This is a genomic window from Perlucidibaca piscinae DSM 21586, assembly GCF_000420045.1.
Classification (GTDB): domain Bacteria; phylum Pseudomonadota; class Gammaproteobacteria; order Pseudomonadales; family Moraxellaceae; genus Perlucidibaca; species Perlucidibaca piscinae.
This window is the reverse complement of sequence record NZ_ATUE01000005.1, coordinates 1-22,494: the sequence shown is the minus strand read 5'-3', so window position 1 is coordinate 22,494 and position 22,494 is coordinate 1. Positions and strand designations below refer to the sequence as shown.

The following is a 22,494-nucleotide window of genomic DNA, read 5'->3' as shown; positions in this document are numbered from 1 at the left end:
GTCTCCACGTGGTGCGGGATATCGGGGCCGGGGCGCAGCCCGGCAACACGATTAGCCTAGCGCGCCTGCGTGCAGGCTGCCACGGTGCGCTCTGCCTGTTTGTCTTTAATGACGCTATCCCGCACAATTTCAGGTTGTTTTCCCTGTCACCCGTGCGATTGGCGGGCAATCTCGAGTTGGGCATGGCGCTGCTGGCATTCGGCATCAATCACAAGACGGCCTCGGTCGATCTGCGCGAGCGTGCGGCGTTCACGCCCGAGGCACTGGTGCCGGCCCTGCGTGCCGCCAGCCAGGCCGCCGGTCTGCAGGAGCTTGCCATCCTTTCCACCTGCAACCGCACCGAGTTCTATGGCGCAGCCGAACAGTCGGCCACCCAGGTGCGTCAGCGCATGCTCGAGTGGATTGCGCGCGAGCGTGGCCTGGCCGCCGAGCAGCTCGATCCGGTCTGGTACTGCCATGAAGGCGGCGAGGCGGTGCGTCATGCCATGCGCGTGGCCGCCGGTCTCGACTCCATGATCCTGGGCGAGCCGCAGATCTTCGGACAGATGAAGTCCGCCTACCATGTCGCGGCCGAGGCCGGCACGCTGGGGCATCATCTCGAACAGCTGTTCCAGGAAACCTTTGCGGCCGCCAAGCAGGTGCGTTCGGAAACCGCCATCGGTGCCAGCCCGGTGTCCATAGGCTATGCCGCCGTCAATCTGGCGCGTCAGGTCTTCGAGTCGCTGGCGCGCACGCCGGTGCTGCTGATCGGTGCCGGCGAGATGAACACGCTGGTGGCCAGACACCTGCGCGAGCAGGGTGTCAGCGATCTGGTGGTGATCAACCGGACCCTTAGTCGCGCACAGGCGCTGGCCGACGAGGTGGGTGCTGCCGTGCTGCCGTGGTCGGCGCTGCCGGAGGCCCTGGCCCGGGCCGACATGGTGGTCAGCTGCACGGCCAGTGCCATGCCGGTGGTTTCTGCCGCCATGGTGCGTCATGCCATGGCCTCGCGCCGCCATCGTCCGCTGCTGCTGATCGACATTGCCGTGCCGCGCGACATCGAGCCGGCCGTGGCGGCACTGGATGATGTCTTCCTTTACAGCGTCGATGACCTGCAAACCGTGGTCGATGCCGGCTGGCGCCAGCGTCAGGTGGCTGCCGAGGCGGCCGAGCAGCTGGTGGATCAGCGTGTTGCCCGTTTCGATGCCGGCCGGCGCGTGCAGCAGGAGGCGGGCGAGCTGATCCGGCGCTTCCGCGCGCAGGCCCTGGCCCTGGCGGATGCCGAGCAGGCCCAGGCGCTGGCCCGGCTGCGTCGCGGGGTGCCGGTCGAGGACGTGCTGGCGCGCTTTCAGCACAACCTGCTCAACAAGTGGCTGCATGCCCCCACCGTCAGCCTGCGTGAGCTGGCCGCTGCTGATGATGCCGAGGCGCTGCAGGCACTGGCGCGGCAGCTCGGCGTCGACACCGGCGCTGACGATGCGTCGAGGCGTTCGTCGCGCCGGACGCGGTCATGATCAAGCCGGCCCTGCTGGCACGTCTCGACCGGCTCGCCGAGCGTCACGAGGAGCTCACGGCGCTGCTCGGCGAGTCCGAGGTCATCGCCGATCAGCAGCAGTTCCGTCGCCTGTCGCGTGAACACGCCACCCTGGATCCGCTGGTGCAGGCATTGGCGCAGTACCGTCGCATCCAGGCTGGTCAGGGCGAGGCCAGGGCGCTGCTTGCCGATCCGGATTTCCGCGAGCTGGCCGAGCTGGACCTCGCCGAGGGCGAGACCCGGCTGCAGCAGCTGGAAGGCGAGCTGCAGCAGCTCATGCTGCCGCGCGACCCCAATGACGAGTGCAGCATCTGGCTGGAGGTGCGCGCCGGCACCGGCGGCGACGAAGCCGCGATCTTTGCCGGTGACCTGTTCCGCATGTACAGCCGCCATGCCGAGCGCATGGGTTGGCGGGTCGAGGTGGCGTCCAGCAGCCTCGGCGAGCATGGTGGCTACAAGGAGGTCATCGCGCGCGTCGAGGGCGAGGGCGTGTTTGCCGCACTCAAGTTCGAGTCGGGCGTGCATCGCGTGCAACGGGTGCCGGCCACCGAGTCGCAGGGCCGCATACACACCTCGGCCTGCACCGTGGCCATCCTGCCCGAGTCCGAGGAGATCAGCGCCGTCGAGATCAATCCGTCCGACCTGCGCATCGATACCTACCGCTCCAGCGGCGCCGGCGGCCAGCACGTCAACAAGACCGATTCGGCCGTGCGCATCGTGCACTTGCCGACCGGCGTGGTGGTCGAGTGCCAGGACGAGCGCTCCCAGCACAAGAACAAGGCCCGCGCGATGTCGCTGCTGAGCGCCAAGCTGCTGGCCGCCCGCCAGTCCGCGCAGCAGCAGGCCTCCGCCTCGCTGCGCCGTGACCTGGTCGGCTCCGGGGATCGCTCGGAGCGCATCCGCACCTACAACTTTCCCCAGGGTCGGGTTACCGATCACCGCATCAACCTGACGCTTTACCGGCTCGACGAGATCATGAATGGTGATCTTGACGAGCTGCTGCAGGCGCTGCGCACCGAGCACCAGGCCGACCTGCTGGCGGCGCTGGCGGAAGAGACGGCATGAGCATCACCGTGCAGGGCTGGCTGGATCATGCCGCCGCCGCTTTCCAGGCAGCCTCGGCCTGGCGTCAGCTGGCGGCGGAGAGCTCGCCGCGTCAGGAGGCGCTCTGGCTGCTCGGCGCCTGCCTGCAGAAGGACCTGGCCTGGCTCTATACCTGGTCGGATCGCGAGCTGCCGGAGAGCGATGTCGCACGCGCTGATGCCTGGCTGAGCCGGCGCTGTGCCGGCGAGCCCTTGGCCTATCTGACGGGGCGCCGCGACTTCTGGTCATTGTCGCTGCAGGTCACGCCTGCCACCCTGATACCCCGGCCGGATTCGGAATGCCTGGTGTCGGCCGCGCTGACGCTGCTGCCGGAAACCGGCGATGTGCTTGATCTCGGTACCGGCAGCGGTGCCATCGCGCTGGCGCTGGCCTGTGAGCGCCCTCGGGCCTCGGTCACGGCAGTGGATCGCTGCCCGCAGGCGCTGGCGGTGGCGGCGGCCAACGGCGAGCGTCTGCGTCTGCCGGTGTGCTGGCTGGCCGGCGACTGGTTTGCGCCGGTGGCGGGCCGGCGCTTCGATCTGGTGGTGAGCAATCCGCCCTATCTGGCGGCTGGCGATCCGCATCTGCCCGGCCTGGCCTGGGAGCCGCTGACGGCGCTGGTGGCGGGTGACGATGGCCTGGATGATTTCCGCCGCATCGTGGCGGCTGCGCCGGGGCATCTGCGTGCGGGCGGCTGGCTGCTGGTCGAGCATGGCGCCGCGCAGGCGGCCGATGTGGCGGCGCTGCTGCAGGCACGTGGCTTCACGGCGATTCGTCACTGGCAGGACTGGGGTGGCCAGGATCGTGTCACCGGGGGCTGCTGGCAGAGAGACAATGATGCTGACTGATGCCGAACTGCTGCGCTACAGCCGCCAGATCCTGCTGCCGGGCTGGGACATCGCTGCCCAGGAGCGCGTACGCGCTGCCCGCGTGCTGATCGTGGGGCTGGGCGGCCTCGGCTGTCCGGCCGCGCAGACGCTGGCGGCGGCCGGGGTCGGCACCCTGGTGCTGTGCGATTTCGATATCGTCGAGCTGAGCAACCTGCAGCGTCAGTGTCTGCATCACGAGGCTGACATCGGACGCCTCAAGGTCGACTCGGCAGCCGACAAGCTGGCCGCGATCAATCCGCTGGTCACGCTGCTGCGCGAGCCGCATCCGGTCGATGCCGATCTGCTGGCACGGTGGTTGCCCGAGGTCGATCTGGTGCTGGACTGCTGCGATAATTTCGCCACCCGCGACGAGGTCGCGCGCCTGTGCTGGCAGGCCCGCATTCCGCTGGTGTCGGCGGCGGCCCTGGGCTGGGATGGTCAGCTCGCCGTCTATGATGCGCGCGCTGCGGGCACGGCCTGCTATCGCTGCGTGTTTCCGGCCGCAGACGAGGATGCCCCGGCCTGTGCCGACGCGGGCGTGATGGCGTCGACCGTGGCGGTGATGGGCAGCTGGCAGGCCCAGGAGGCGCTCAAGCTGCTGGCCGGGGTCGGCGAGCCCCTGCGCGGGCAGCTGCTGCTCTGGCAGGGCAGCAACAACAGTGTTCGACGTGTGCGCACGTCACAGGATCCGGCCTGTCCGGTATGTGGGAATCAGGGAGTCATTTCGGCATGAATCATTACGCGAACTGGGGCAATGCCCTCAAGGGCCTGCTTCGCATCGGCCAGACCACCTCGGTGCTGGCACGTACCGGCATGGCCTGGGCCGCCGGCGACCGGCCGCCGGTGCCGCGTCTGCTGCGCCAGACCTTCGAGCAGCTCGGTGCCACCTACGTCAAGCTCGGCCAGTTCGTGGCCAGTTCGCCGTCGCTGTTCCCGGCCGAGTACGTCGAGGAGTTCCAGTACTGCCTGGACAAGACCGAGCCGCTGTCCTTCGCGATCATGAAGCAGGTGCTTGAAAGCGAGCTGCAGCGTCCCTGGCAGGAAGTGTTCGCCAGCATCGACGAGAAGCCCCTGGCCTCGGCCTCCATTGCCCAGGTGCATGCCGCGCGTCTGCTCACCGGCGAGGACGTGGTGATCAAGATCCAGAAGCCGGGCGTCGAGAACACCCTGCTCACCGACCTGAACTTTCTCTACGTGACCGCCGTGCTGCTCGAGCGCAGCATGCCCAAGCTCAAGTTTGCCTCGCTGTCGGGCATCGTCAGCGAGATCCAGGCCTGCATGATGGAAGAGGTGGACTTCTACAAGGAGGCCCGCAACGTCGAGCAGTTCCGCGCCTTCCTGGAAAAGACCGGCAACACCCAGGCCGCTGCGCCGCGCATCTATCCGGAGGCGTCCAGCCTGCGCGTGCTGACCATGGAGCGTTTCCACGGCGTGCCGCTGACCGACCTCGAGACCATCCGCAAGTACACCCGTGACCCTGCCGGCACGCTGGTGACCGCACTCAACACCTGGTTCTCCAGCCTGATGATGTGCGAGAGCTTCCATGCCGACCTGCACGCCGGCAACTTGATGGTGCTCACCGACGGCCGCCTCGGCTTCATCGACTTCGGCATCGTAGGCCGCATCGCGCCGGACACCTGGGCCGCCACCATGGCCTTCATCGAGTCCCTGGGCGAGAGCGACTTCGAGAAGATGGCCGAGAGCATGTCGGTGATCGGCATGACCCGGCGCACGGTCAACAAGGCCGATCTGGCTCGTGACCTGGAAACCATCTACGGCGCTGCCACGCATGTGGATCCGGAGTCGGTGCTCAATGCCATGGCCAACGACAACGAGATCAACAAGCTCATGCTCGACATCGTCGCGGTCGGCGAGCGCCACGGCATCCGCTTCCCGCGCGCCTTCGCGCTGCTGCTCAAGCAGATGCTGTATTTCGACCGCTACATCCGCATCCTTGCTCCGGACATGAACGTGTTCGACGACGACCGCATCGAGCTGCTGGCCCTGCCGGAGAGCAAGCCGCGCCGTCTGCACTGAGTCGCTGCGTCTGCGTCGTGCGTGCTAGAAACCGGCGAGCACGATCTTGCCGATGGCCTCGCCGCGCTCCAGGCAGGCCTGCGCGGCCCGCATGGCGTTGGCCGTGATCGGGCCGCCCCGCGTGTGCAAGGTGCTGCGCAGGCGACCGGCCTCGGCCAGTGCCGCGACCTCGGCAAGAATGGCGCCCTGACGTGCCACGTCGGTGGTGTCAAACAGGCTGCGCGTGAACATGTACTCCCAGTGCAGCGAAATGCTCTTGCGCTTGAACAGGCGGATGTCCAGCTGCTGCGGATCGTCTATCAGGGCCAGCCGGCCCTGCGGTGCCATCAGTGCGGACAGGGCCGGCGCATGCCGGTCGGTGGCGGTCAGGCTGGCCACCCAGGGGGCTTCGCCCAGTCCCAGTGCCTGCCAGGCAGCCAGCAGATCCTCGTGATGATCGATGACATGGTGAGCTCCCAAGCCCGATGCCCAGTCCCGGGTTTCCGGCCGTGATGCCGTGGCCACCACGGTCAGCCCCGTGAGCGCACGCGCGAGCTGAATCAGCATCGAGCCCACTCCGCCGGCGGCTCCGGTGACCAGCAGCGCTCCCGTGCTGGTCGCGGTGACGCCGAGCCGGTCGAAGAGCAGTTCCCAGGCCGTGATGGCGGTCAGCGGCAGGGCGGCACACTGTGCGGCGTCCCAGCTGGCGGGGCGTCGTGACACCAGACGATGATCAACGACATGGCGCTCGCTGGCCGCGCCCGCCCGATGCAGGGCGCCGGCATACCAGACCCGGTCTCCGGGCTGGAAGCCGTCAACCGCCGGGCCCGTGGCCAGCACCGTGCCGGCGACATCCCAGCCCAGCACGCGAGCCTGGCCCTCGGCGGGGGGCTGCAGGCGGCGTACCTTGGTGTCCAGCGGGTTCATGCCGACAGCCTCGACGGCCACCAGGAGATCACCAGGACCGGGCACCGGTTCCGGAAGCTCGAGGTCGAGCAGGGCATCCGGTTCGGACAGTTCGGCGCAGCGCAGGAAGCCGACAGCCTTCATGGGGGCGTTCAGGCCGTGCTGTCGAGAATGAAGTCGGCCACGCCTTGCGGGTCATCCCACATCGGCACATGGCCCCAGCCGCGCGGTTCCAGCCAGCGCGCCTGTGCTGGCAGCAGGCTGCGCGAGCGCATCGGTCCGGTCAGGATCCAGTCGTTGCGGCCAAAGGCGATGGACATCGGAATGGTCACGGCATCGAGCCCGTCGACTTCATCGATCAGGTTGTAGGTGGTGTCGAAGCCGGGCGCGTTGCGCATGTCATCGACGAAGCCGCTGGTGGCCTCGGCCGGAATGCGATGGCCGCGCACCGAGACCGGAACCGCCAGCGCCAGCGAGCGCACGGGCGCGATCGAGAGCAGGGCCTTGGACAGGCCGGGCAGATTCCTGACCGACCAGCGCGTGATGTCAAAGATGGGCGCGATATGCGCCGGCACGGCATCGGACGGGCACAGCCCGGCCGGGGAGATTGCCGCGACGCTGCTGGCCAGACCGGCCCTGGCGGCCGCCAGGGTCAGCCAGCCGCCCATGGAGTTGCCGGCAATGGCCACCGGCTCATGGATGCCATGAGCGGCCAGGCTGTCACGCAGGCCGTCAAGCAGGCGTGACAGCGACGCCTGACCGGTCAGCGGCGGCGTGCGGCCGAAGCCGGGGATGTCAAACGCCAGCACCCGGCGCTGTTCCGCCAGCCGCTCGATCACCGGCGACCACGCGGTATGCGACATGCCGATGCCATGCAGCAGCACCAGCGGGCGGCCATGACCGCGTTCAAGACAATGCCAGCTCATCAGTCGGGATTCCTGTCAGTGGACCGGTCCCGACTATAGCCAGAGTGACTGCGTAGTCAACAGCGCTGGCGTCAGCCCGCCAGCAGCTTCTTCAGCAGCTCGTTGACCACGGCCGGGTTGGCCTTGCCGCGCGAGGCCTTCATGGCCTGGCCGACGAAGAAGCCGAACAGCTTGGCCTGCTTGGCCTCGTCCGAGGCACGGTACTGCTCGACCTGGGCGGCATTGGCGGCGATCACCTCCTGCAGCACGGCCTCGATGGCACCGGTATCGGTTTCCTGCTTCAGACCCTGCTTCTCGATGATCTCGTCGGCGCTGGCGCCTTCACCGGCCATCAGCGCGGCGAACACCTGCTTGGCGATCTTGCCGGAGATGGTGTTGTCGAGGATGCGCCGGATCAGTCCGCCGAGCTGCTCCGGCGACACCGGTGACTGAGTGATGTCGAGCTCCGAGCGGTTGAGCGCGGCCAGCAGCTCCACGGTGACCCAGTTCGCAGCCGGCTTGGCCGCCGCGGCACCACCAGCTGCCGCCCCGCCAATCGCGGCCAGGGTGCCCTCGAAGAAGTCAGCGAGGTCGCGGCTGGCGACCAGCACGCCGGCATCATAGGCGGACAGGCCGAGCTCGTTCTCGAAGCGCTGGCGCTTGGCGGCCGGCAGTTCGGGCAGGCTGGCGCGGATCTCGTCCAGCGTGGCGTCATCCACTACCACCGGCAGCAGGTCCGGGTCGGGGAAGTAGCGGTAGTCGTTGGCTTCTTCCTTGCTGCGCATGGCGCGCGTCTCGTTCTTCGCGACGTCGTAGAGCACGGTCGCCTGCGTGATGGCGCGGCCCGATTCGAGCTCGTCGATCTGCCAGGCGATTTCCGACTGGATGGCCTTCTCGATGAACTTGAACGAGTTCACGTTCTTGATTTCGCGGCGGGTGCCGAAGGGCTGGCCGGGTCGGCGGATCGACACGTTGCAGTCGCAGCGCATCGAGCCTTCGGCCATGTTGCCGTCGGAGATGTCGAGGTAGCGGATCAGCGCGTGGATGGCCTTGGCATAGGCCACGGCTTCCTTGGCCGAGCGCATGTCGGGCTCGGAAACGATTTCCAGCAGCGGCGTGCCGGCGCGATTGAGGTCGATGCCGGTCATGCCCGAGAAGTCCTCGTGCAGCGACTTGCCGGCGTCCTCCTCGAGATGCGCGCGGGTGATGCCGATGCGCTTCACCGTGCCGTCATCGAGCGTGATGTCGATGTGACCCTTGCCCACGATGGGATGGTCCATCTGCGAGATCTGGTAGCCCTTGGGCAGGTCGGGGTAGAAGTAGTTCTTGCGCGCGAACACCGAGTGACGGCCGATGTCGGCCTCGATGCCGAGGCCGAAGCGGATGGCATGACGGACGGCCTCGGCATTGAGCACCGGCAGCACGCCCGGCATGCCGAGATCGATCAGGCTGGCCTGCGTGTTGGGCTCGGCGCCGAAGGTGGTGGCGCTGCCGGAAAAGATCTTCGAACGGGTGTTGAGCTGGACATGCACTTCCAGCCCGATGACAACTTCCCAGGTCATTTCTCGGTCTTCCTCAGGCGAATGCGGCGGGCAGCTGGCGATGCCAGTCGGTGACTTGCTGGTAGCGGTGCGCGACATTGAGCAGACGCGCCTCGCTCCAGTACGGGCCGATCAGCTGCAGACCGACCGGCAGGCCGGCGCTGAAGCCGGCAGGAATGCTCATGCCCGGCAGGCCGGCGAGGTTGGTGGCGATGGTGTAGATGTCCTGCAGGTACATCGCGATCGGGTCTTCCTGCTTGGCACCCAGCGCGAATGCGGTGTCCGGCGCGGTCGGGCCGAGAATCACGTCGCAGTGCGCGAAGGCGGCGTCGAAGTCCTGCTTGATCAGGCGGCGAACGCGCTGTGCCTGCAGGTAGTAGGCATCGTAGTAGCCCGCCGAGAGGGCGTAGGTGCCGATCATGATGCGGCGACGCACTTCCTCGCCGAAGCCTTCGGCACGCGAGCGCTTGTACAGGTCTTCCAGATCCTTCGGGTTGTCGCAGCGGTGGCCGAAGCGCACGCCGTCGAAACGCGACAGGTTGGATGAGCATTCGGCCGGCGCGATCACGTAGTAGGCCGGCACCGACAGGCCGCTGTTGGGCAGGTCGACCTCGACGCAGGTGGCGCCCAGTTTCTCAAGCTCCCTGATCGCGGCCTGGATAAGGGCGGCGGTGGAGGCATTCAGGCCTTCGCCGAAGAACTGCCTGGGCAGGCCGATGCGCAGCCCCTGCAGGCTGTCGTTGAGCGTGGCGCGGTAGTCCGGCACCGGATGGTCGATGCTGGTCGAGTCCTTGGCGTCATGCCCGGCCATGACCTGCAGCAGCAGCGCGGCATCCTCGGCGGTCTGCGTCATCGGGCCGGCCTGGTCGAGACTGGAGGCGAAGGCGATCATGCCCCAGCGCGAGATGCGTCCGTAGCTGGGCTTGAGGCCGGTCAGGTTGCACAGCGAGGCCGGCTGGCGGATGGAGCCGCCGGTGTCGGTACCGGTGGCGGCCGGTGCGAGGCGGGCGGCGACGGCCGCGGCCGAGCCGCCGGAGGAGCCGCCGGGCACGCGGGTGACATCCCAGGGGTTCTTCACCGCGCCGTAGAAGGAGGTCTCGTTCGACGAGCCCATGGCGAACTCGTCCATGTTGGTCTTGCCCAGCATGACCAGACCGGCGGCGTCGCAGCGGGTGACGACCTCGGCGTTGTAGGGCGAGATGAAGCTGTCGAGCATCTTCGAGCCGCAGGTGGTCTTCACGCCTTCGGTGCAGAAGATGTCCTTCTGTGCCAGCGGGATGCCGGTCAGCTGGCCGGCGCTCCCTGTTCCGGAGCGGGCGGCGGCGCGGGCGGCATCGGCGGCGGCGGCCTGGGCCAGCGCGCGCTCCGGTGTCACCGTGATGTAGCTGTTGAGGCCGCCGGTCGCGGCGGCGTCGAAGCGGGAGATGCGATCCAGGAAGTGACGGGTCAGCTCGACGCTGGAGTAGTCCCGGCGATCCAGGCCGGCGGCCAGCTCGGCCAGGGTCAGGGTATGCAGGCTCATGATGGCTTCCTGTTATTCGACGACGCGTGGCACGAGGTAGCAGCCGTCCTGCACGGCCGGAGCGATGCGCTGGTAGGCGTCACGGTGGTCGGTTTCGCTGACCTCGTCGGCGCGCAGGGGCTGCACGGCGTCCACCGGATGCGCCATGGGCGCGATGCCGGTGGTGTCCGCGGCCTGCAGCTGATCGATGAGACCGAGAATGTTGTTGAGGCTGTCGGTGACGCGGGCCTGCTCCCCGGCGGGAAGCTGCAGGCGTGCGAGATGCGCGATGCGTCCGACCTGATCGGCGGTCAATGCCATGAAAAGTGCTCCGAAGCAGACGGCGTGGGCGGCCAGCGCCCGGGTGTGACAGGGGGAAACCAAGCAACTTATCACAGAACTTAACTTGTCCGAAATGGACCTTTTGATTAACCTAGCGCCCACAAAAGCGGGGTCTCATGTCAACTCCGCGGGCTCTGTCTGCGTCATGCCCGACGCGTTCCACCATTCGGATGTCTCCCATGCTGTTCAAACGTCTTCTCGGCCTGTTCTCGACCGACCTTGCCATCGACCTTGGCACGGCCAACACCCTCGTCTACGTGCCGGAACGCGGCATCGTCCTCGACGAGCCATCCGTGGTCGCCATCCGCACCACCGGTGCCACCAAGACCGTTGCTGCCGTCGGCACCGATGCCAAGCGCATGCTGGGTCGCACGCCTGGCAACATCTCGGCCATCCGTCCGCTCAAGGACGGCGTCATCGCCGACTTCGAAGTCACCGAGAAGATGCTGCAGTATTTCATCAAGAAGGTGCACGAGTCGGGCATGCTGCCCCCGCGTCCGCGCGTCCTGGTCTGCGTGCCCTGCAAGTCGACCCTGGTCGAGCGCCGCGCCATCCGCGAGTCCGTGCTCGGTGCCGGTGCCCGCGAAGTGCGCCTGATTGAGGAGCCGATGGCCGCTGCCATCGGTGCCGGCCTGCCCATCGAACAGGCCTGCGGCTCCATGGTCGTCGACATCGGTGGCGGCACCACCGAGATCGCCGTCATCTCGCTGTCCGGTTCGGTCTACTCCGACTCCGTGCGCATCGGTGGCGACCTGCTCGATGACTGCATCGTGTCCTATGTGCGTCGCCAGCATGGCTGCCTGATCGGTGAAGCCACCGCCGAGCGCATCAAGCAGGAAATCGGTACCGCCTACCCGGGTGGCGAACTGCGTGAAATCGAAGTCCGCGGCCGCAATCTGGCCGAGGGCGTGCCGCGCACCTTCACCCTGAACTCGGACGAGATCCTCGGTGCCATCCAGGATCCGCTGACCGGCATCGTCACCGCCATCAAGAGCGCCCTCGAGCAGACCCCGGCCGAACTCTCCGCAGACATCGCCGAGCGTGGCATGGTGCTGACCGGTGGCGGCGCGCTGCTGCGCGACCTCGACAAGCTGCTGGCCAAGGAAACCGGCCTGCCGGTGATCGTCGCCGAAGATCCGCTGACCTGCGTTGCCCGTGGCGGCGGCCGTGCTCTCGAGTTCATCGACAACATCGCCTACGACATGCTGTTCCAGGACTGATCCTGGCGGTGTGGAAAAAGCCGGCAATCGCCGGCTTTTTTTCGTGTGCACAGCAGGCTGGCCGTCGTTACGGCAGCCGCCCCGGTGTATAAACACAGGGCGACTTTTGCGGGGGTGTCACCATTAACGAATCGCTTTTCTTGCGTGGCCGGGGCGAGGCCCTGCACCTGTTTGCCGCGATGGCCCTGATGCTGGTCCTGCTGGTCGCCGACGCCCAGCGCATGGCGCCGGCCGCGGCCATGCGCACCGCCGTCTACAGCCTGTTTGAGCCGGTCTTCATGGTCATTGCCTGGCCCGGCAAGCTCTGGGACGAACTCAGTGACAGCCTGCGCTTCGGCTCCCAGCTGCGCGCCGACAACGAGCGCCTGCGTCAGCAGAACCTGATGCTGTCGGCGAACGTGCAGAAGCTGTCCTATCTGGCCAGCGACAATGCGCGTCTGCGCGGTCTCATGCAGGCTGCCCAGCGTCTGGAGAGCAAGGTGCTGGTTGCCGAAGTCATCGGCATCGATCCCGATCCCAGCCGCCATGTCCTGCTCATCAACCAGGGCGCGCGTGACGGGCTCTACCTCGGGCAGCCGGTACTGGATGCGCGTGGCGTGCTCGGCCGCGTGGTTCAGCTCGGCCAGCACACGGCCCGCCTGATGCTGGTCAGTGACCGTCAGCATTCGGTGCCGGTGCGCATCAACCGCAACGGCATGCGGGCCATCCTCAGCGGTACCGGCGATGCCGCCGATCTGCGCCTGCAGTATGTGCCAGTCAAGTCCGACATCAAGCGCGGCGATCTTCTGGTGACCTCCGGTCTCGGCCAGGACTTCCCGGCCGGGTACCCGGTCGGGCGCGTCACCGAGATCCGCCATCGCGGCGGGGAACAATTCCTCGAAATCAGTGCCAGTCCGATTGCCGCGCTGGATCGCAGTCGCTACGTGCTGGCCCTGTTCGAGCGCCCGCAGGCATTTGCGCCAGCCACGGTGGATCAGCCGCTGCGCATGGGGCCGGGTGACGAAGCCGCCCCGGCGGACGCGCTGCCGGCGACAGGCGCAGCGCCTGCCTCGCAGATATCCGCTGGCGTGATGCCCGCTCAAGCCGGCGCGGCAACGCCAGCCACCACGCCTGCTGCGGCCAGCGCCGTGGCAACGCCAGCCACGGTTGCAGCCCCGGCCCATGCCGTCCCGACCCCTGCCGCCACGACCACCGCCTCGGCCGCTGTCCGGCCTGCTTCCGCCCCGGCGCCGGCCGTGCGGGCTGCACCGACTGCCCAGCCTGCTGCGCGTGCGCCGAACCTGCCGGCTGCCAAGCCACCTGTCGCCCCTGCTGTTCCTGAGACACGTCATGTCCCGTCGCCGTAGTCCGTTCCTGCCGCTGGTACTCAGCTTCATCGCGGCCTTCCTGCTGGCCATCGTGCCGTTGCCGCCCGAGCTTGCGCCGTGGCGGCCGGACTGGGTCACGCTGGTGCTGGTGTTCTGGGTCATGCATGCGCCGATGTGGGTCGGCGTATGGACGGCCGTGGTGCTGGGCGTGCTGCTCGACATCCTGCTCGCCACGCCGCTGGGCATTCACGGCATGGCGCTGATCGCGGTGGTGGCACTGGCGCGCATGACGCAGCGCTGGGCAGGCATCTTCTCCGTGCGCCAGACCACGGCGCTGATCCTGTTCCTGGTGCTGGTCAGCCGGCTGATCACGCTGACCTTGCTGGGTCTGGTCGACACCTCGCCGCCGGCGTCTCTGCACCTGCTTCCGGTGCTGGCCAGCGCCCTGGTCTGGCCGACCGTCCTCTTGTCCTTGCGTCGCTGGACCCAGCGCTGAATCATGGCCTCACTGTTCCTGGCCTCGAGCTCGCCGCGCCGGCTTGCGCTGCTGCAGCAGATCGGCATCCATCCGGTGGTGCATGCGGTCAGCATCGACGAGTCGGTGCAGGCGGGCGAGACGCCCGAGGCCTATGTCGAGCGTCTGGCGCGCAGCAAGGCACTGGCCGGTGCCGCCGGGATAGGCCGGCCATCGGCCTACGTGCTGGCGGCGGACACCACTGTGTCGGCAGGCGGCGAGATTCTCGGCAAGCCGGCGGACTTCGCCGATGCCTGCCGCATATGGTCGCTGCTGCCGTCGCCGGACCACTGCGTGCTGACCGGTGTCGCGCTCTGGCATGACGGTCGCATCGAGACCCGGGTGGTGAGGACGCAGGTGACCTTTCTGCCGATTCCGGAGGCGGACAGGCTGGCCTACTGGCAGACCGGAGAGCCCGCCGACAAGGCCGGCGGTTATGCCATCCAGGGACGGGCGGCGTTGTACGTGAAGGCGATCCATGGCTGTTACAGCAATGTGGTCGGCCTGCCGCTGAGCGAGACCGCGGATCTGCTCGCGCAGCACCAATTTCCGTTCCGGGAGTGACCCATGCAAGTCCGTTCACCGAACACGGATGAAGTGCTGATCAATGTCACGCCCATGGAGTCCCGCGTCGCCCTGGTCGAGAACGGGGTGGTGCAGGAGCTTTACATCGAACGCACGGCCCGTCGCGGACTGGTCGGCAACATCTATCGCGGCCGCATCGTGCGCGTGCTGCCAGGCATGCAGGCGGCCTTTGTCGACATCGGCCTGAGCCGCACCGCCTTCATCCACCTCAACGAGGTCCGTCTCGGTCCGACAGGGCGGCGTCCGGTCGCGATTCACGAGCTGCACGAGGGAAACTCCATCACCGTGCAGGTGATGAAGGACATGATGGGCAGCAAGGGCGCGCGCCTGACCATGGAGCTGTCCATCCCGTCGCGCTATCTGGTCTACATGCCGTTTGGCGAGCAGATCGGGGTGTCGCAGAAGATCGAGGAGGAGGGCGAGCGCGAGCGTCTGCGCCAGCTGGTGTTTGCACTGCGTGGCGACATGGCGGCCGATCTGGGTGGCGGCTTCATCGTGCGTACCGTGGCCGAGGCGGTCGACGAGGCGGCGCTGCGTCACGACATGGACTTTCTCCTCAAGCTCTGGCTGCATGTCCGTGACACCGCGCGCGTCACCGAGGGGCCGGCACTGATTGCCGAGGAGCTGCCGCTGTCGCTGCGCACCCTGCGTGATCTGGTCGGCTCGCATGTCGCCAAGGTGCTGATCGATTCGCGCGAAACCATGGCGCGTGCCGGCGAGTTCGCCCAGGCCTTCGTGCCCGGCGTGGCGGCGCGCCTCGAGCACTATCCGGGCGAGCGCCCGCTGTTCGATCTCTACAATGTCGAGGATGACCTGCAGAAAGCCCTGCAGCGCAAGGTGCTGCTCAAGTCCGGCGGCTACCTGATCATTGACCAGACCGAGGCGATGACCACGGTCGACGTCAACACCGGGTCGTTCGTGGGATCCCGCTCCCTTGAAGACACCGTGTTCAAGACCAACCTCGAGGCCACGCACGCGATCGCGCGCCAGCTGCGTCTGCGCAATCTCGGCGGCATCATCATCATCGACTTCATTGACATGGAGGAGGCCGAGCATCGCAACCAGGTGCTGCGTTCGCTGGAGAAGATGCTGGCGCGGGATCATGCCCGCACCAAGATCACCCAGGTCTCCGAGCTCGGTCTTGTCGAGATGACCCGCAAGCGCACCCGCGAGTCGCTGGAGCAGCTGCTCTGCGAGCCCTGTCCGGTGTGCGAGGGCCGTGGCACGGTGAAGACTGCCGAGACCGTGTGCTTCGAGATCTTCCGCGAGATCCTGCGCGAGGCGCGCGCCTATGACGCCGCCAACGGCTACGCGGTGATCGCCAACCAGCGCGTGGTGGATCGCCTGCTGGGCGAGGAGTCGGCGGCAGTGGCGGATCTGGAGCACTTCGTCGGTCATCCGATCCGCTTCCAGGTCGAGGCCATGTACAGCCAGGAGCAGTACGATGTCGTTCTGCTCTAGTCAGCAGCGGACGGGATGAGCGATGTCACATCCTGTCTCCCGGCTTGATCGCCTGATTCACGGCCTGCTCTGGTGCATGGCGGCGGTGCTGATTCCGCTGGCCGTGCTGGTGGGCATCGGCCGTGAACTGATGCCGCTGGTGGCGGAGCGCAAGCCCTACATCGAGGAGCTTCTGTCCGCGCGTACCGGATTTGCCGTCCGCATGCAGGATCTGCAGGGCGACTGGCATCGTCTCAACCCGGTGTTGCGCGTCAGCGGCCTGAGCCTGGCCGATGCCAGGGCGCCGCGGCAGCCCCTGCTGACCGTGCCCGCACTCACCCTTGAACCGGACTGGTGGGCCTCGCTGCGCGATCTCAGCCCGCGTTTGCGTACCCGGATCGAAGGGCTGGAGCTGACCCTGTCCGTGTCTGCCGAGGGCAAGGTTGAAGTGCGCGAGCTGGCCGGTCTCGGCCGCAGCGATCCGGCGCGGGCGCGCAAGACCCTGGCGTGGGTTCTGGCGCAGCCGGGCCTGACCGTGCTCGACAGCCGCCTGCACTGGCTGTTGCCCGACCAGTCGCCGCAGACCCTGCTGGTGCGCCAGCTCACCCAGTATCGCCGCAGCGGTGACTATCGCGTGCAGCTGCTGCTCAAGCCGCGGCAGGAGAAGGACTGGCAGCAGGCCTTGCTGGTGGTTGCCGGCGATCCCATGGCCTGGCGCAGCACGCCCTGGCAGCTTCACCTGGATGCCGCCAGCCTGGCGGCATGGCAGCCCTGGTGGCAGGCCGTGCCGCTGCTGTCCGAGCTGCGCGTGCGTTCCGGGCGTGGCCAGCTCTGGCTCGACAGCGAGGGCGGCTTGCCTGGTCGCAGCACCCTGCAGATCAATGACCTTGCCGCGGATGTGCCGTGGCCGGCAGGGCAGCAGCAACGCATCAAGGCCTTTCGCGGCACGCTGGCACTGACCCGTGATCGCCATGTCTGGCGCCTGGGCGCGGACAACCTGCAGGGCCGTCTCAATGACCTGCCGCTGCCGTTCAAGCGCGCGGCCGCCGATTACGATGGCGAGCGGCTGCTGCTCAATCTGGCCCGTGTCGATCTGCAGGCCGGTCGTGCCCTGGCCTTGCGCTATCCGCAGCTGCCGGCAGCGGTGCGTGAGCTGGTGCTGGCACGCGAGCCAGCCGGGGTGCTGCCGCGTCTGCAGCTGCGACTGGCGCGCACGGAGGCGTCCTGGTCCTTCCGCGAAGCCAGTGCCGAATTCAAGGCCTTGCAGATCAAGCCCACGGCCACCTCGCCAGGCTTTTCCGGACTCGGTGGCTGGCTGCAGGCCGGGCCCGAGGGAGGGCTGCTGTACCTGGATACCCGCACGGCGGTCATCGATCTGCACACCACGTTGCGTGAGCCGCTGCGCATCCAGCGTCTGCAGGGCGGACTGCGCTGGTATCTGCGTGACCGGGTCTGGCATGTCGACAGCGGCCGCCTGGATCTGGCTACCCCGGATGCCCGCGGCCATGTCCAGCTGGCCGTGCAATGGCCGCTGGACCGGCGTCAGGATGCCAGGCTCGACCTGCTGGCCGGCATCGCGGATGCCGATGTTGCCAGCGCGTGGCGTTACGTGCCCTGGCACGCGGCTGGCGACAAGACGCTGGCCTGGCTTCAGAAGGCACTGGTGGGCGGCAAGGTGCCGCACGGCACCTTCCTGTACAGCGGAACGCTTTTCGGTGAGGGCCACAGCGGGCGCTTCGACATGCGCCTGGGCCTGAGTCAGGCTCATCTCGACTATGTCCCGGGGTGGCCGGCGGTGACCGGGCTGGATGGCGAGATCAGCATCATCGGGCGGCAGTTGCTGGTGACGGGCCAGCGCGCAACGGTGATGGGCGCCCGTGCCACTCACCTGCGCGCCGAGGTTGCCGACCTCAAGAAGCCGCGTCTGAGCGTGAGTGCCGACCTCGACACCGATCTGCAGGTGGTGCAGCGCCTGCTCACCGAGTCGCCCATCCGCACCCGCACGGCAGGCGTGGCCAAGGCGCTGCAGATGAAGGGTCCGAGTCAGGCGCATCTGGCGCTGGAGATACCGCTGGGGCGCGAGCAGGGTGAAAGCCGAGTTCGCGTCGAGGCGGTGACCCGGGATGCCGAGCTCACGCTGCCCGGTCCGGGGCTGACGTTCACCGGGGTCAACGGTCCGCTGGTGTTCGATCGCCATGCCGGTCTCAGCGGGACCCTTCGCGGCCAGCTCTGGGATGCGCCGGCGCAGGTCGTGCTGGGTGGTCAGCAACGTGGCGGACGCTGGTGGCGACAGCAGATCCAGGTCAATGCCCCGGTCTCGATGACGGCGCTGGCCGAATGGTCGCGCCTGCCCTTGGCGAGCTTTCTGCGTGGCAGCGCCCCGGCCAGCGTGCAGGTCGACTGGCCGGTGGCAGCGCCAGGTCAGCCGGACCTGCGCATCAGCTCGACCCTGGAGGGCGTCCAGGTGCTGCTGCCGGCACCGCTGGGCAAGCCGGCCGCACGGCGCATGCCGCTGCTTTACCAGGGCAAGCTTGGAGATGGCGAGCACCTGGCCCGCGCCACGCTGACCGGTGCCTTGCAGGCCGGACTGGCCTGGAAGGACGGGCGTCTGCATCGCGCCTTGCTGCGCAGTGGCTACGCGACACCGGCCTGGCCCGAGCAGCCTGGCATTTTCATCGACGCCAAGCTGGCTGCGCTGGATCTGACCAGCTGGCAGAAGGCGCTGGCGGGCATGATGCCGGCCTCGGCAGCGGCGTCGACTGCCGCGCCTGTCGCGCCGGCACTGGAGCAGGTGCTGATCCAGGCCGAGACGGTGCAGGCCGGTGACGTGACGCTGGGTCCGACACGCTTCCGCGCCACGCGCCAGAACACGGGCTGGATGTTGCGTGCCCAGGGGCTGACCAGCCCGTCGCTGCCAGCCTGGCCGGCGACCGAAGTCAGTGCGCGCCTGCAGACCGAGCCCGGGCTCTGGCGCCTGGAGGATCTGCAGCTGCGGCAGCCGCAATTCCAGTTCAACGGCAGCCTTGGCTGGACGCGCACGCAGACCACCCTGCGCGGTGATGTCGCCAGCAATGATCTGCGTCGTCTGCTGTCCCAGCTGGGGCAGGATCCGGCGCTGCACAGCGAGAACGTCAGCGGCAAGCTGGTTCTGCAATGGCCCGGGTCGCCGCAGAATCTGAGTCTGGACACCCTGCAGGGCTCGCTGCAGGCGGCGATGCAGAAGGGACGCCTGGTCGACGTCAAGGGCATCAACGTGGCCACCCGCCTGTTCGGGCTGCTCAATGCCAGCAACATCCTGCGGCGACTGCGCCTGGATTTCAGCGACGTCACCCGCAAGGGCATCAACTTCGACCGGCTGACCCTGCAAGGCCAGCTGCAGCAGGGCGTCATCCGTTCCACCGAAATCGAGCTCGATGGCCCGTCCGTGACCGTGCGCGGCAAGGGCTGGGTGAACCTGAAGACACATGAGATCGACCAGCATCTGCGCATCGGCATCCCGGTCAGCAGTGCGGTGCCGGTGGTGGCCGGGCTGCTCGCCGGTCCCGTGGTCGGGGGCGCGCTGGTGGCGGCCGATCTGCTGCTCGACAAGCGACTCGCCCGCCTGACCTCGGTGCGTTACCACGTGTCCGGACGCTGGGAAGATCCGCGCATTGTCAACGAGACCCTGGAGTCGTTGCCGACGACGGATCTGCTGTCGGGCAAGGACGGCAGGGACACGGAGGCGGTCAGCACGCCGGCCCCGGCAGAGGCCGGCTCCGGCGAGCGTGTGCCAGAGGCGCCGGCCGAGGCGGTCACGCCATGACCGGCATCCGGGTCGCTGCCTGGCAGGCCTGCAGCCAGGATCTCTGGGAACATAACCGACCGGCCCTGGCCGAGGCCATGGCCGACGCGGCCGACAACGGGGTGCAGCTGCTGGTGCTGCCGGAAAACGTCGCCGCCTTCGGTCCGGGTGCGGCCCTGAAGGTGGCTGCGCAGACCCCTGAAATTGTCGACTGGCTGGCCGCGCAGGCGCAGCGGCATGGTCTGGTGCTGGTCGCCGGTACCTTGCCGGCGCCACTGCGGCCGGACGGTTCGCCGGTTCCGAACGGGCGCGTGCGCAGCGCGACCTGGGTCTTCGCCGCTGACGGCAGCGTGCTCGGTCGCTATGACAAGCGTCATCTTTTCGACGTTGACGTGGCGGATTCGCAGGGACGCTACCAGGAGTCTCTGACCTACGAGCCGGGCGACGCGCTCGACGTGATCGCGACGCCGTTCGGTGCCATCGGCGTGCTCACCTGCTACGACCTGCGCTTTCCGCTGCAGGCAGCCAGGCTGCGCGACCTCGGCGCCGATCTGCTGGTGGTCCCGGCCGCCTTCACGGCAGTGACCGGCGAGGCGCACTGGCAGGTGCTGCTGCGTGCCCGCGCCATCGAGAACCAGTGTCTGGTGATAGGCGCGGGGCAGGGCGGCCGGCACTCGCCGACACGTGTCACCTGGGGGCACAGCCAGATCGTGGACGCCTGGGGGCAGGTGCTGGCGGAGCGAAGCGAGAACGGTCCCGGCCTGGTCACGGCCTGCTGGGATCGCCAGCAGCAGCAGCGCTGGCGTCTGCAGATGCCGGTGCATGCGCACCGGCGTGATCAGCCGGCCTAGCTTGCCAGCGCGGCAAGTTCGCGCAGATACAGCCAGAGCTTGTGGCGGGCGGTGGTTTCCGGATTGGCGGCGGTGACGCCGGTTTCCTGCTCGCGTTCGCGTTCCTTGCGTGCCAGCCGGACATGCTGGCGCAGGGTATGGCGCTCGGCGGCCGGGAAACGCGTCAGCACCTCTGACAGGGCCTCGTCTCCCTGCTGCATCAGACGCTCCAGGATCAGATCGAGCTGGCGCAGCAAGGCCGGATTGCGCAACGGATTGAGCGCGTTCAGCAAGGCTTCCTCATCGGCATGACGCATCAGCTTGCCGATGAACTGCTTCTGCCGGCGAATCGCCTCGTGTGCCTTCAGACGCTTGAGCTCGAGCAGGGCGCCGAGCAGGACCTCGTCCAGCGGCAGCTTGCGCAGCTGATCTTCGCGCTGCTCGGCGAGACGCTCTCCCAGCGCCTGCAGACGTTCCATGGACTTCTTCTGGTCAGACTTGCTCGGACCAAAGTCATCCAGATCGTCATCAGCGGGTGGGCGGGGGCACATGCCAGTCTCCGGCGCAGGCGTGAAGGGCGCGCATCATAGCAGAAAGCGGCTGTCGGCCACGCGCTTGCGGGGTGGTGTCAGTCGGCCTCGCCGAAGCGATTGGCGATCAATGCGGTGACCCCGGCCAGCGCGGCGTCGGCGTCGGCGCCGTCGATCTCCAGGCGCAGACGGCTGCCCTGGCCGGCGCCCAGCATGAGCAGCGCCATGATGCTGCGGGCATCGACCAGGCGTTCGCCACGACCGATGCGGATGCTGGAACGGTAGCCGGACACGGTCTCGACCAGCTTGGCCGCCGCGCGGGCATGCAGACCCAGGCGATTGATGATGTCGACGTCGACCTCGTGTCGGCTCATGCCGTGATCCCCTTGCGGTTCAGTTCGCGGTGGCGGATCTGCAGCTCGCCCAGCGAGTCGCCGAGATCGGCGGCCAGGCGCTCAACCATGTATACCGAACGATGTTGCCCGCCCGTGCAGCCGATGGCAACGGTGACGTAGTTGCGGTCGCTGGCCTGCAGGCAGGGCAGCCAGCGACCCAGAAAGCCGAGCAGGTCGGCATGCAGGGCATTGACCATGGTCTGGCCGTCGAGGAACTCCACCACGGGCTCATCGAGACCGGTCAGGTCACGCAGCGCGGCCTCCCAGTGCGGGTTGGGCAGGCAGCGCACGTCGAAGACCAGGTCGGCATCCAGCGGCACGCCGTGCTTGAAGGCAAAGGATTCGATGAGAATGGTGCGTATGGCGCGGTGCTCGCGGTCGCCGAGGCGGCACTTGAGGGTTTCGCGCAGGTCATGCACCGACAGCGACGTGCTGTCCAGGCGAAGGTGGGCGTGATCGGAAATCGCCCCCAGCAGCTCGCGTTCGTAGGCCAGGGCCTCGGACAGCGAGCGCTGGCTGCTGCTCAGCGGGTGGCGGCGGCGCGTCGAGCTGAAGCGCGCCAGCAGAACGTCGTCACGGGCATCGAGAAAGACGATTTCCGGATTGCAGCCCTGCTCGCGCAGGGTCTCGGCGATGTCGGCAAAGCGTGACAGATCCTGACTGCGGTTGCGCGCGTCAATGCCCACGGCGAGGCGCATGGGTCGCTCGCCGGAGGACGGACGAAAGGTTGCGACCAGCTCCGGCAGCAGCGCCACGGGCAGGTTGTCGACACAGTAGTAGCCGATGTCCTCGAGCTGATGCAGCGCCGTGGACTTGCCGGATCCGGATCGCCCGCTGACGATCACCAGTTTCATCTGTCACCTCGATGCAGTCGTATGGCGGTATCGTCACTGTCCGCCGCAACCTTGGCAAGTGTGCGTCTGTGTCCAGTCCTGAAATAGGTTGACACCTGTTTCTCTCAAAACGCCCGGTGCATTGCATCGGGCGTTTTGTATTTCAGCGCCAGATGCGGACGCTCCTGGTTGTAGATGGTCACCGACTCCATGACCATTTTCCTTGCCTCCAGCAGGTCATGTGGACGCTGCAACAGCAGCTCGCACTTCAAGATGCCGTTGACCCGCTCCGCCAGGGCATTTTGGTAACAGTCATAGCCGTCTGTCATCGAACAGCGTATGCCATGACGCTCATGCAGCTGCTGATATACCCGTGAGCAGTA

General features: G+C 67.6%; 21 protein-coding genes. 12 read left to right on the top strand and 9 right to left on the bottom strand.

From position 1 onward, the window contains the following. The first annotated feature begins 182 nt into the window (after positions 1-182). From hemA to F595_RS11965, 5 genes are read left to right on the top strand one after another with little or no spacing between them, the layout of a single operon-like run. Positions 183-1,493 (top strand): glutamyl-tRNA reductase, encoded by a 1,311-nt coding sequence (hemA, locus tag F595_RS0100170; RefSeq protein WP_022954840.1) that lies wholly within the window; start codon positions 183-185, stop codon positions 1,491-1,493. Further along, a complete protein-coding gene (gene prfA / locus F595_RS0100165) occupies positions 1,493-2,578 on the top strand; it encodes a peptide chain release factor 1 (RefSeq protein WP_026913055.1) in 1,086 nt (361 codons plus the stop codon). The genes hemA and prfA overlap by 1 nt, the downstream gene beginning before the upstream one ends. Next, the gene (gene prmC / locus F595_RS0100160; RefSeq protein ID WP_022954838.1) at positions 2,575-3,444 is read left to right on the top strand and encodes a peptide chain release factor N(5)-glutamine methyltransferase; all 870 of its coding nucleotides are present in this window, start codon (positions 2,575-2,577) and stop codon (positions 3,442-3,444) included. The genes prfA and prmC overlap by 4 nt, the downstream gene beginning before the upstream one ends. After that, positions 3,434-4,198, top strand: a complete 765-nt coding sequence (locus F595_RS0100155; RefSeq protein WP_026913053.1) for a HesA/MoeB/ThiF family protein — start codon at positions 3,434-3,436, stop codon at positions 4,196-4,198. Before prmC ends, F595_RS0100155 begins: the two co-directional genes overlap by 11 nt. Beyond that, positions 4,195-5,502 (top strand): ABC1 kinase family protein, encoded by a 1,308-nt coding sequence (locus F595_RS11965; RefSeq protein ID WP_022954836.1) that lies wholly within the window; start codon positions 4,195-4,197, stop codon positions 5,500-5,502. The genes F595_RS0100155 and F595_RS11965 overlap by 4 nt, the downstream gene beginning before the upstream one ends. A gap of 24 nt (positions 5,503-5,526) precedes the next feature. Here the strand turns inward: F595_RS11965 and F595_RS0100145 are convergent, their stop codons facing one another. The 5 genes from F595_RS0100145 to gatC all read right to left on the bottom strand — a co-directional run bounded on the left by F595_RS0100145 (position 5,527) and on the right by gatC (position 10,655). Then, the gene (locus F595_RS0100145; RefSeq protein ID WP_022954835.1) at positions 5,527-6,531 is read right to left on the bottom strand and encodes a zinc-binding alcohol dehydrogenase family protein; all 1,005 of its coding nucleotides are present in this window, start codon (positions 6,529-6,531) and stop codon (positions 5,527-5,529) included. 8 nt (positions 6,532-6,539) lie between these two features. Continuing rightward, a complete protein-coding gene (locus F595_RS0100140; RefSeq protein ID WP_022954834.1) occupies positions 6,540-7,313 on the bottom strand; it encodes an alpha/beta fold hydrolase in 774 nt (257 codons plus the stop codon). Between the two features lie 71 nt (positions 7,314-7,384). After that, positions 7,385-8,854: an Asp-tRNA(Asn)/Glu-tRNA(Gln) amidotransferase subunit GatB gene (gene gatB / locus F595_RS0100135; RefSeq protein WP_022954833.1), complete on the bottom strand. Its 1,470-nt coding sequence runs from the start codon at positions 8,852-8,854 to the stop codon at positions 7,385-7,387. Positions 8,855-8,867: 13 nt separating this feature from the next. Beyond that, entirely contained in the window at positions 8,868-10,349 is a 1,482-nt protein-coding gene (gene gatA, locus F595_RS0100130; RefSeq protein WP_026913051.1) for an Asp-tRNA(Asn)/Glu-tRNA(Gln) amidotransferase subunit GatA, read from the bottom strand. A gap of 18 nt (positions 10,350-10,367) precedes the next feature. Next, complete coding sequence (gatC, locus tag F595_RS0100125; protein WP_022954831.1) at positions 10,368-10,655, bottom strand: Asp-tRNA(Asn)/Glu-tRNA(Gln) amidotransferase subunit GatC; 288 nt, start codon at positions 10,653-10,655, stop codon at positions 10,368-10,370. 203 nt (positions 10,656-10,858) lie between these two features. Between gatC and F595_RS0100120 the strand changes: the two genes are divergently transcribed. The 7 genes from F595_RS0100120 to F595_RS0100090 all read left to right on the top strand — a co-directional run bounded on the left by F595_RS0100120 (position 10,859) and on the right by F595_RS0100090 (position 20,374). Continuing rightward, positions 10,859-11,896 carry a rod shape-determining protein gene (locus F595_RS0100120; RefSeq protein ID WP_026913050.1) on the top strand — a complete coding sequence of 346 codons (1,038 nt, stop codon included), beginning with the start codon at positions 10,859-10,861 and terminating at the stop codon, positions 11,894-11,896. A gap of 140 nt (positions 11,897-12,036) precedes the next feature. Further along, complete coding sequence (gene mreC, locus F595_RS0100115; RefSeq protein ID WP_022954829.1) at positions 12,037-13,242, top strand: rod shape-determining protein MreC; 1,206 nt, start codon at positions 12,037-12,039, stop codon at positions 13,240-13,242. Continuing rightward, complete coding sequence (gene mreD / locus F595_RS0100110; RefSeq protein ID WP_022954828.1) at positions 13,226-13,699, top strand: rod shape-determining protein MreD; 474 nt, start codon at positions 13,226-13,228, stop codon at positions 13,697-13,699. The genes mreC and mreD overlap by 17 nt, the downstream gene beginning before the upstream one ends. Positions 13,700-13,702: 3 nt before the next feature. Further along, a complete protein-coding gene (locus tag F595_RS0100105; RefSeq protein ID WP_022954827.1) occupies positions 13,703-14,281 on the top strand; it encodes a Maf family protein in 579 nt (192 codons plus the stop codon). Between the two features lie 3 nt (positions 14,282-14,284). Beyond that, on the top strand, positions 14,285-15,763 hold the full coding sequence (gene rng / locus F595_RS0100100; protein ID WP_022954826.1) for a ribonuclease G: 1,479 nt from the start codon (positions 14,285-14,287) through the stop codon (positions 15,761-15,763). A 22-nt stretch (positions 15,764-15,785) separates the two neighbouring features. Then, positions 15,786-19,544, top strand: coding sequence for a YhdP family phospholipid transporter (locus F595_RS0100095; RefSeq protein ID WP_022954825.1), 3,759 nt, complete (start codon positions 15,786-15,788; stop codon positions 19,542-19,544). Continuing rightward, positions 19,541-20,374, top strand: coding sequence for a nitrilase-related carbon-nitrogen hydrolase (locus tag F595_RS0100090; protein WP_022954824.1), 834 nt, complete (start codon positions 19,541-19,543; stop codon positions 20,372-20,374). Before F595_RS0100095 ends, F595_RS0100090 begins: the two co-directional genes overlap by 4 nt. On the opposite strand, the gene yjgA is transcribed toward F595_RS0100090, so the two are convergent. From yjgA to F595_RS0100070, 4 genes are all read right to left on the bottom strand, one after another. Further along, positions 20,371-20,904 carry a ribosome biogenesis factor YjgA gene (yjgA, locus tag F595_RS0100085; protein ID WP_022954823.1) on the bottom strand — a complete coding sequence of 178 codons (534 nt, stop codon included), beginning with the start codon at positions 20,902-20,904 and terminating at the stop codon, positions 20,371-20,373. The two genes, F595_RS0100090 and yjgA, sit on opposite strands and share 4 nt — an antisense overlap. 77 nt (positions 20,905-20,981) lie before the next feature. Then, positions 20,982-21,257: an HPr family phosphocarrier protein gene (locus F595_RS0100080; RefSeq protein ID WP_022954822.1), complete on the bottom strand. Its 276-nt coding sequence runs from the start codon at positions 21,255-21,257 to the stop codon at positions 20,982-20,984. After that, on the bottom strand, positions 21,254-22,132 hold the full coding sequence (gene rapZ, locus F595_RS0100075; protein WP_022954821.1) for an RNase adapter RapZ: 879 nt from the start codon (positions 22,130-22,132) through the stop codon (positions 21,254-21,256). The genes F595_RS0100080 and rapZ overlap by 4 nt, the downstream gene beginning before the upstream one ends. Before the next feature lie 104 nt (positions 22,133-22,236). Further along, positions 22,237-22,494 (bottom strand): integrase core domain-containing protein (locus F595_RS0100070; RefSeq protein ID WP_022954820.1); only part of this gene is annotated, 258 nt, incomplete at its 5' end.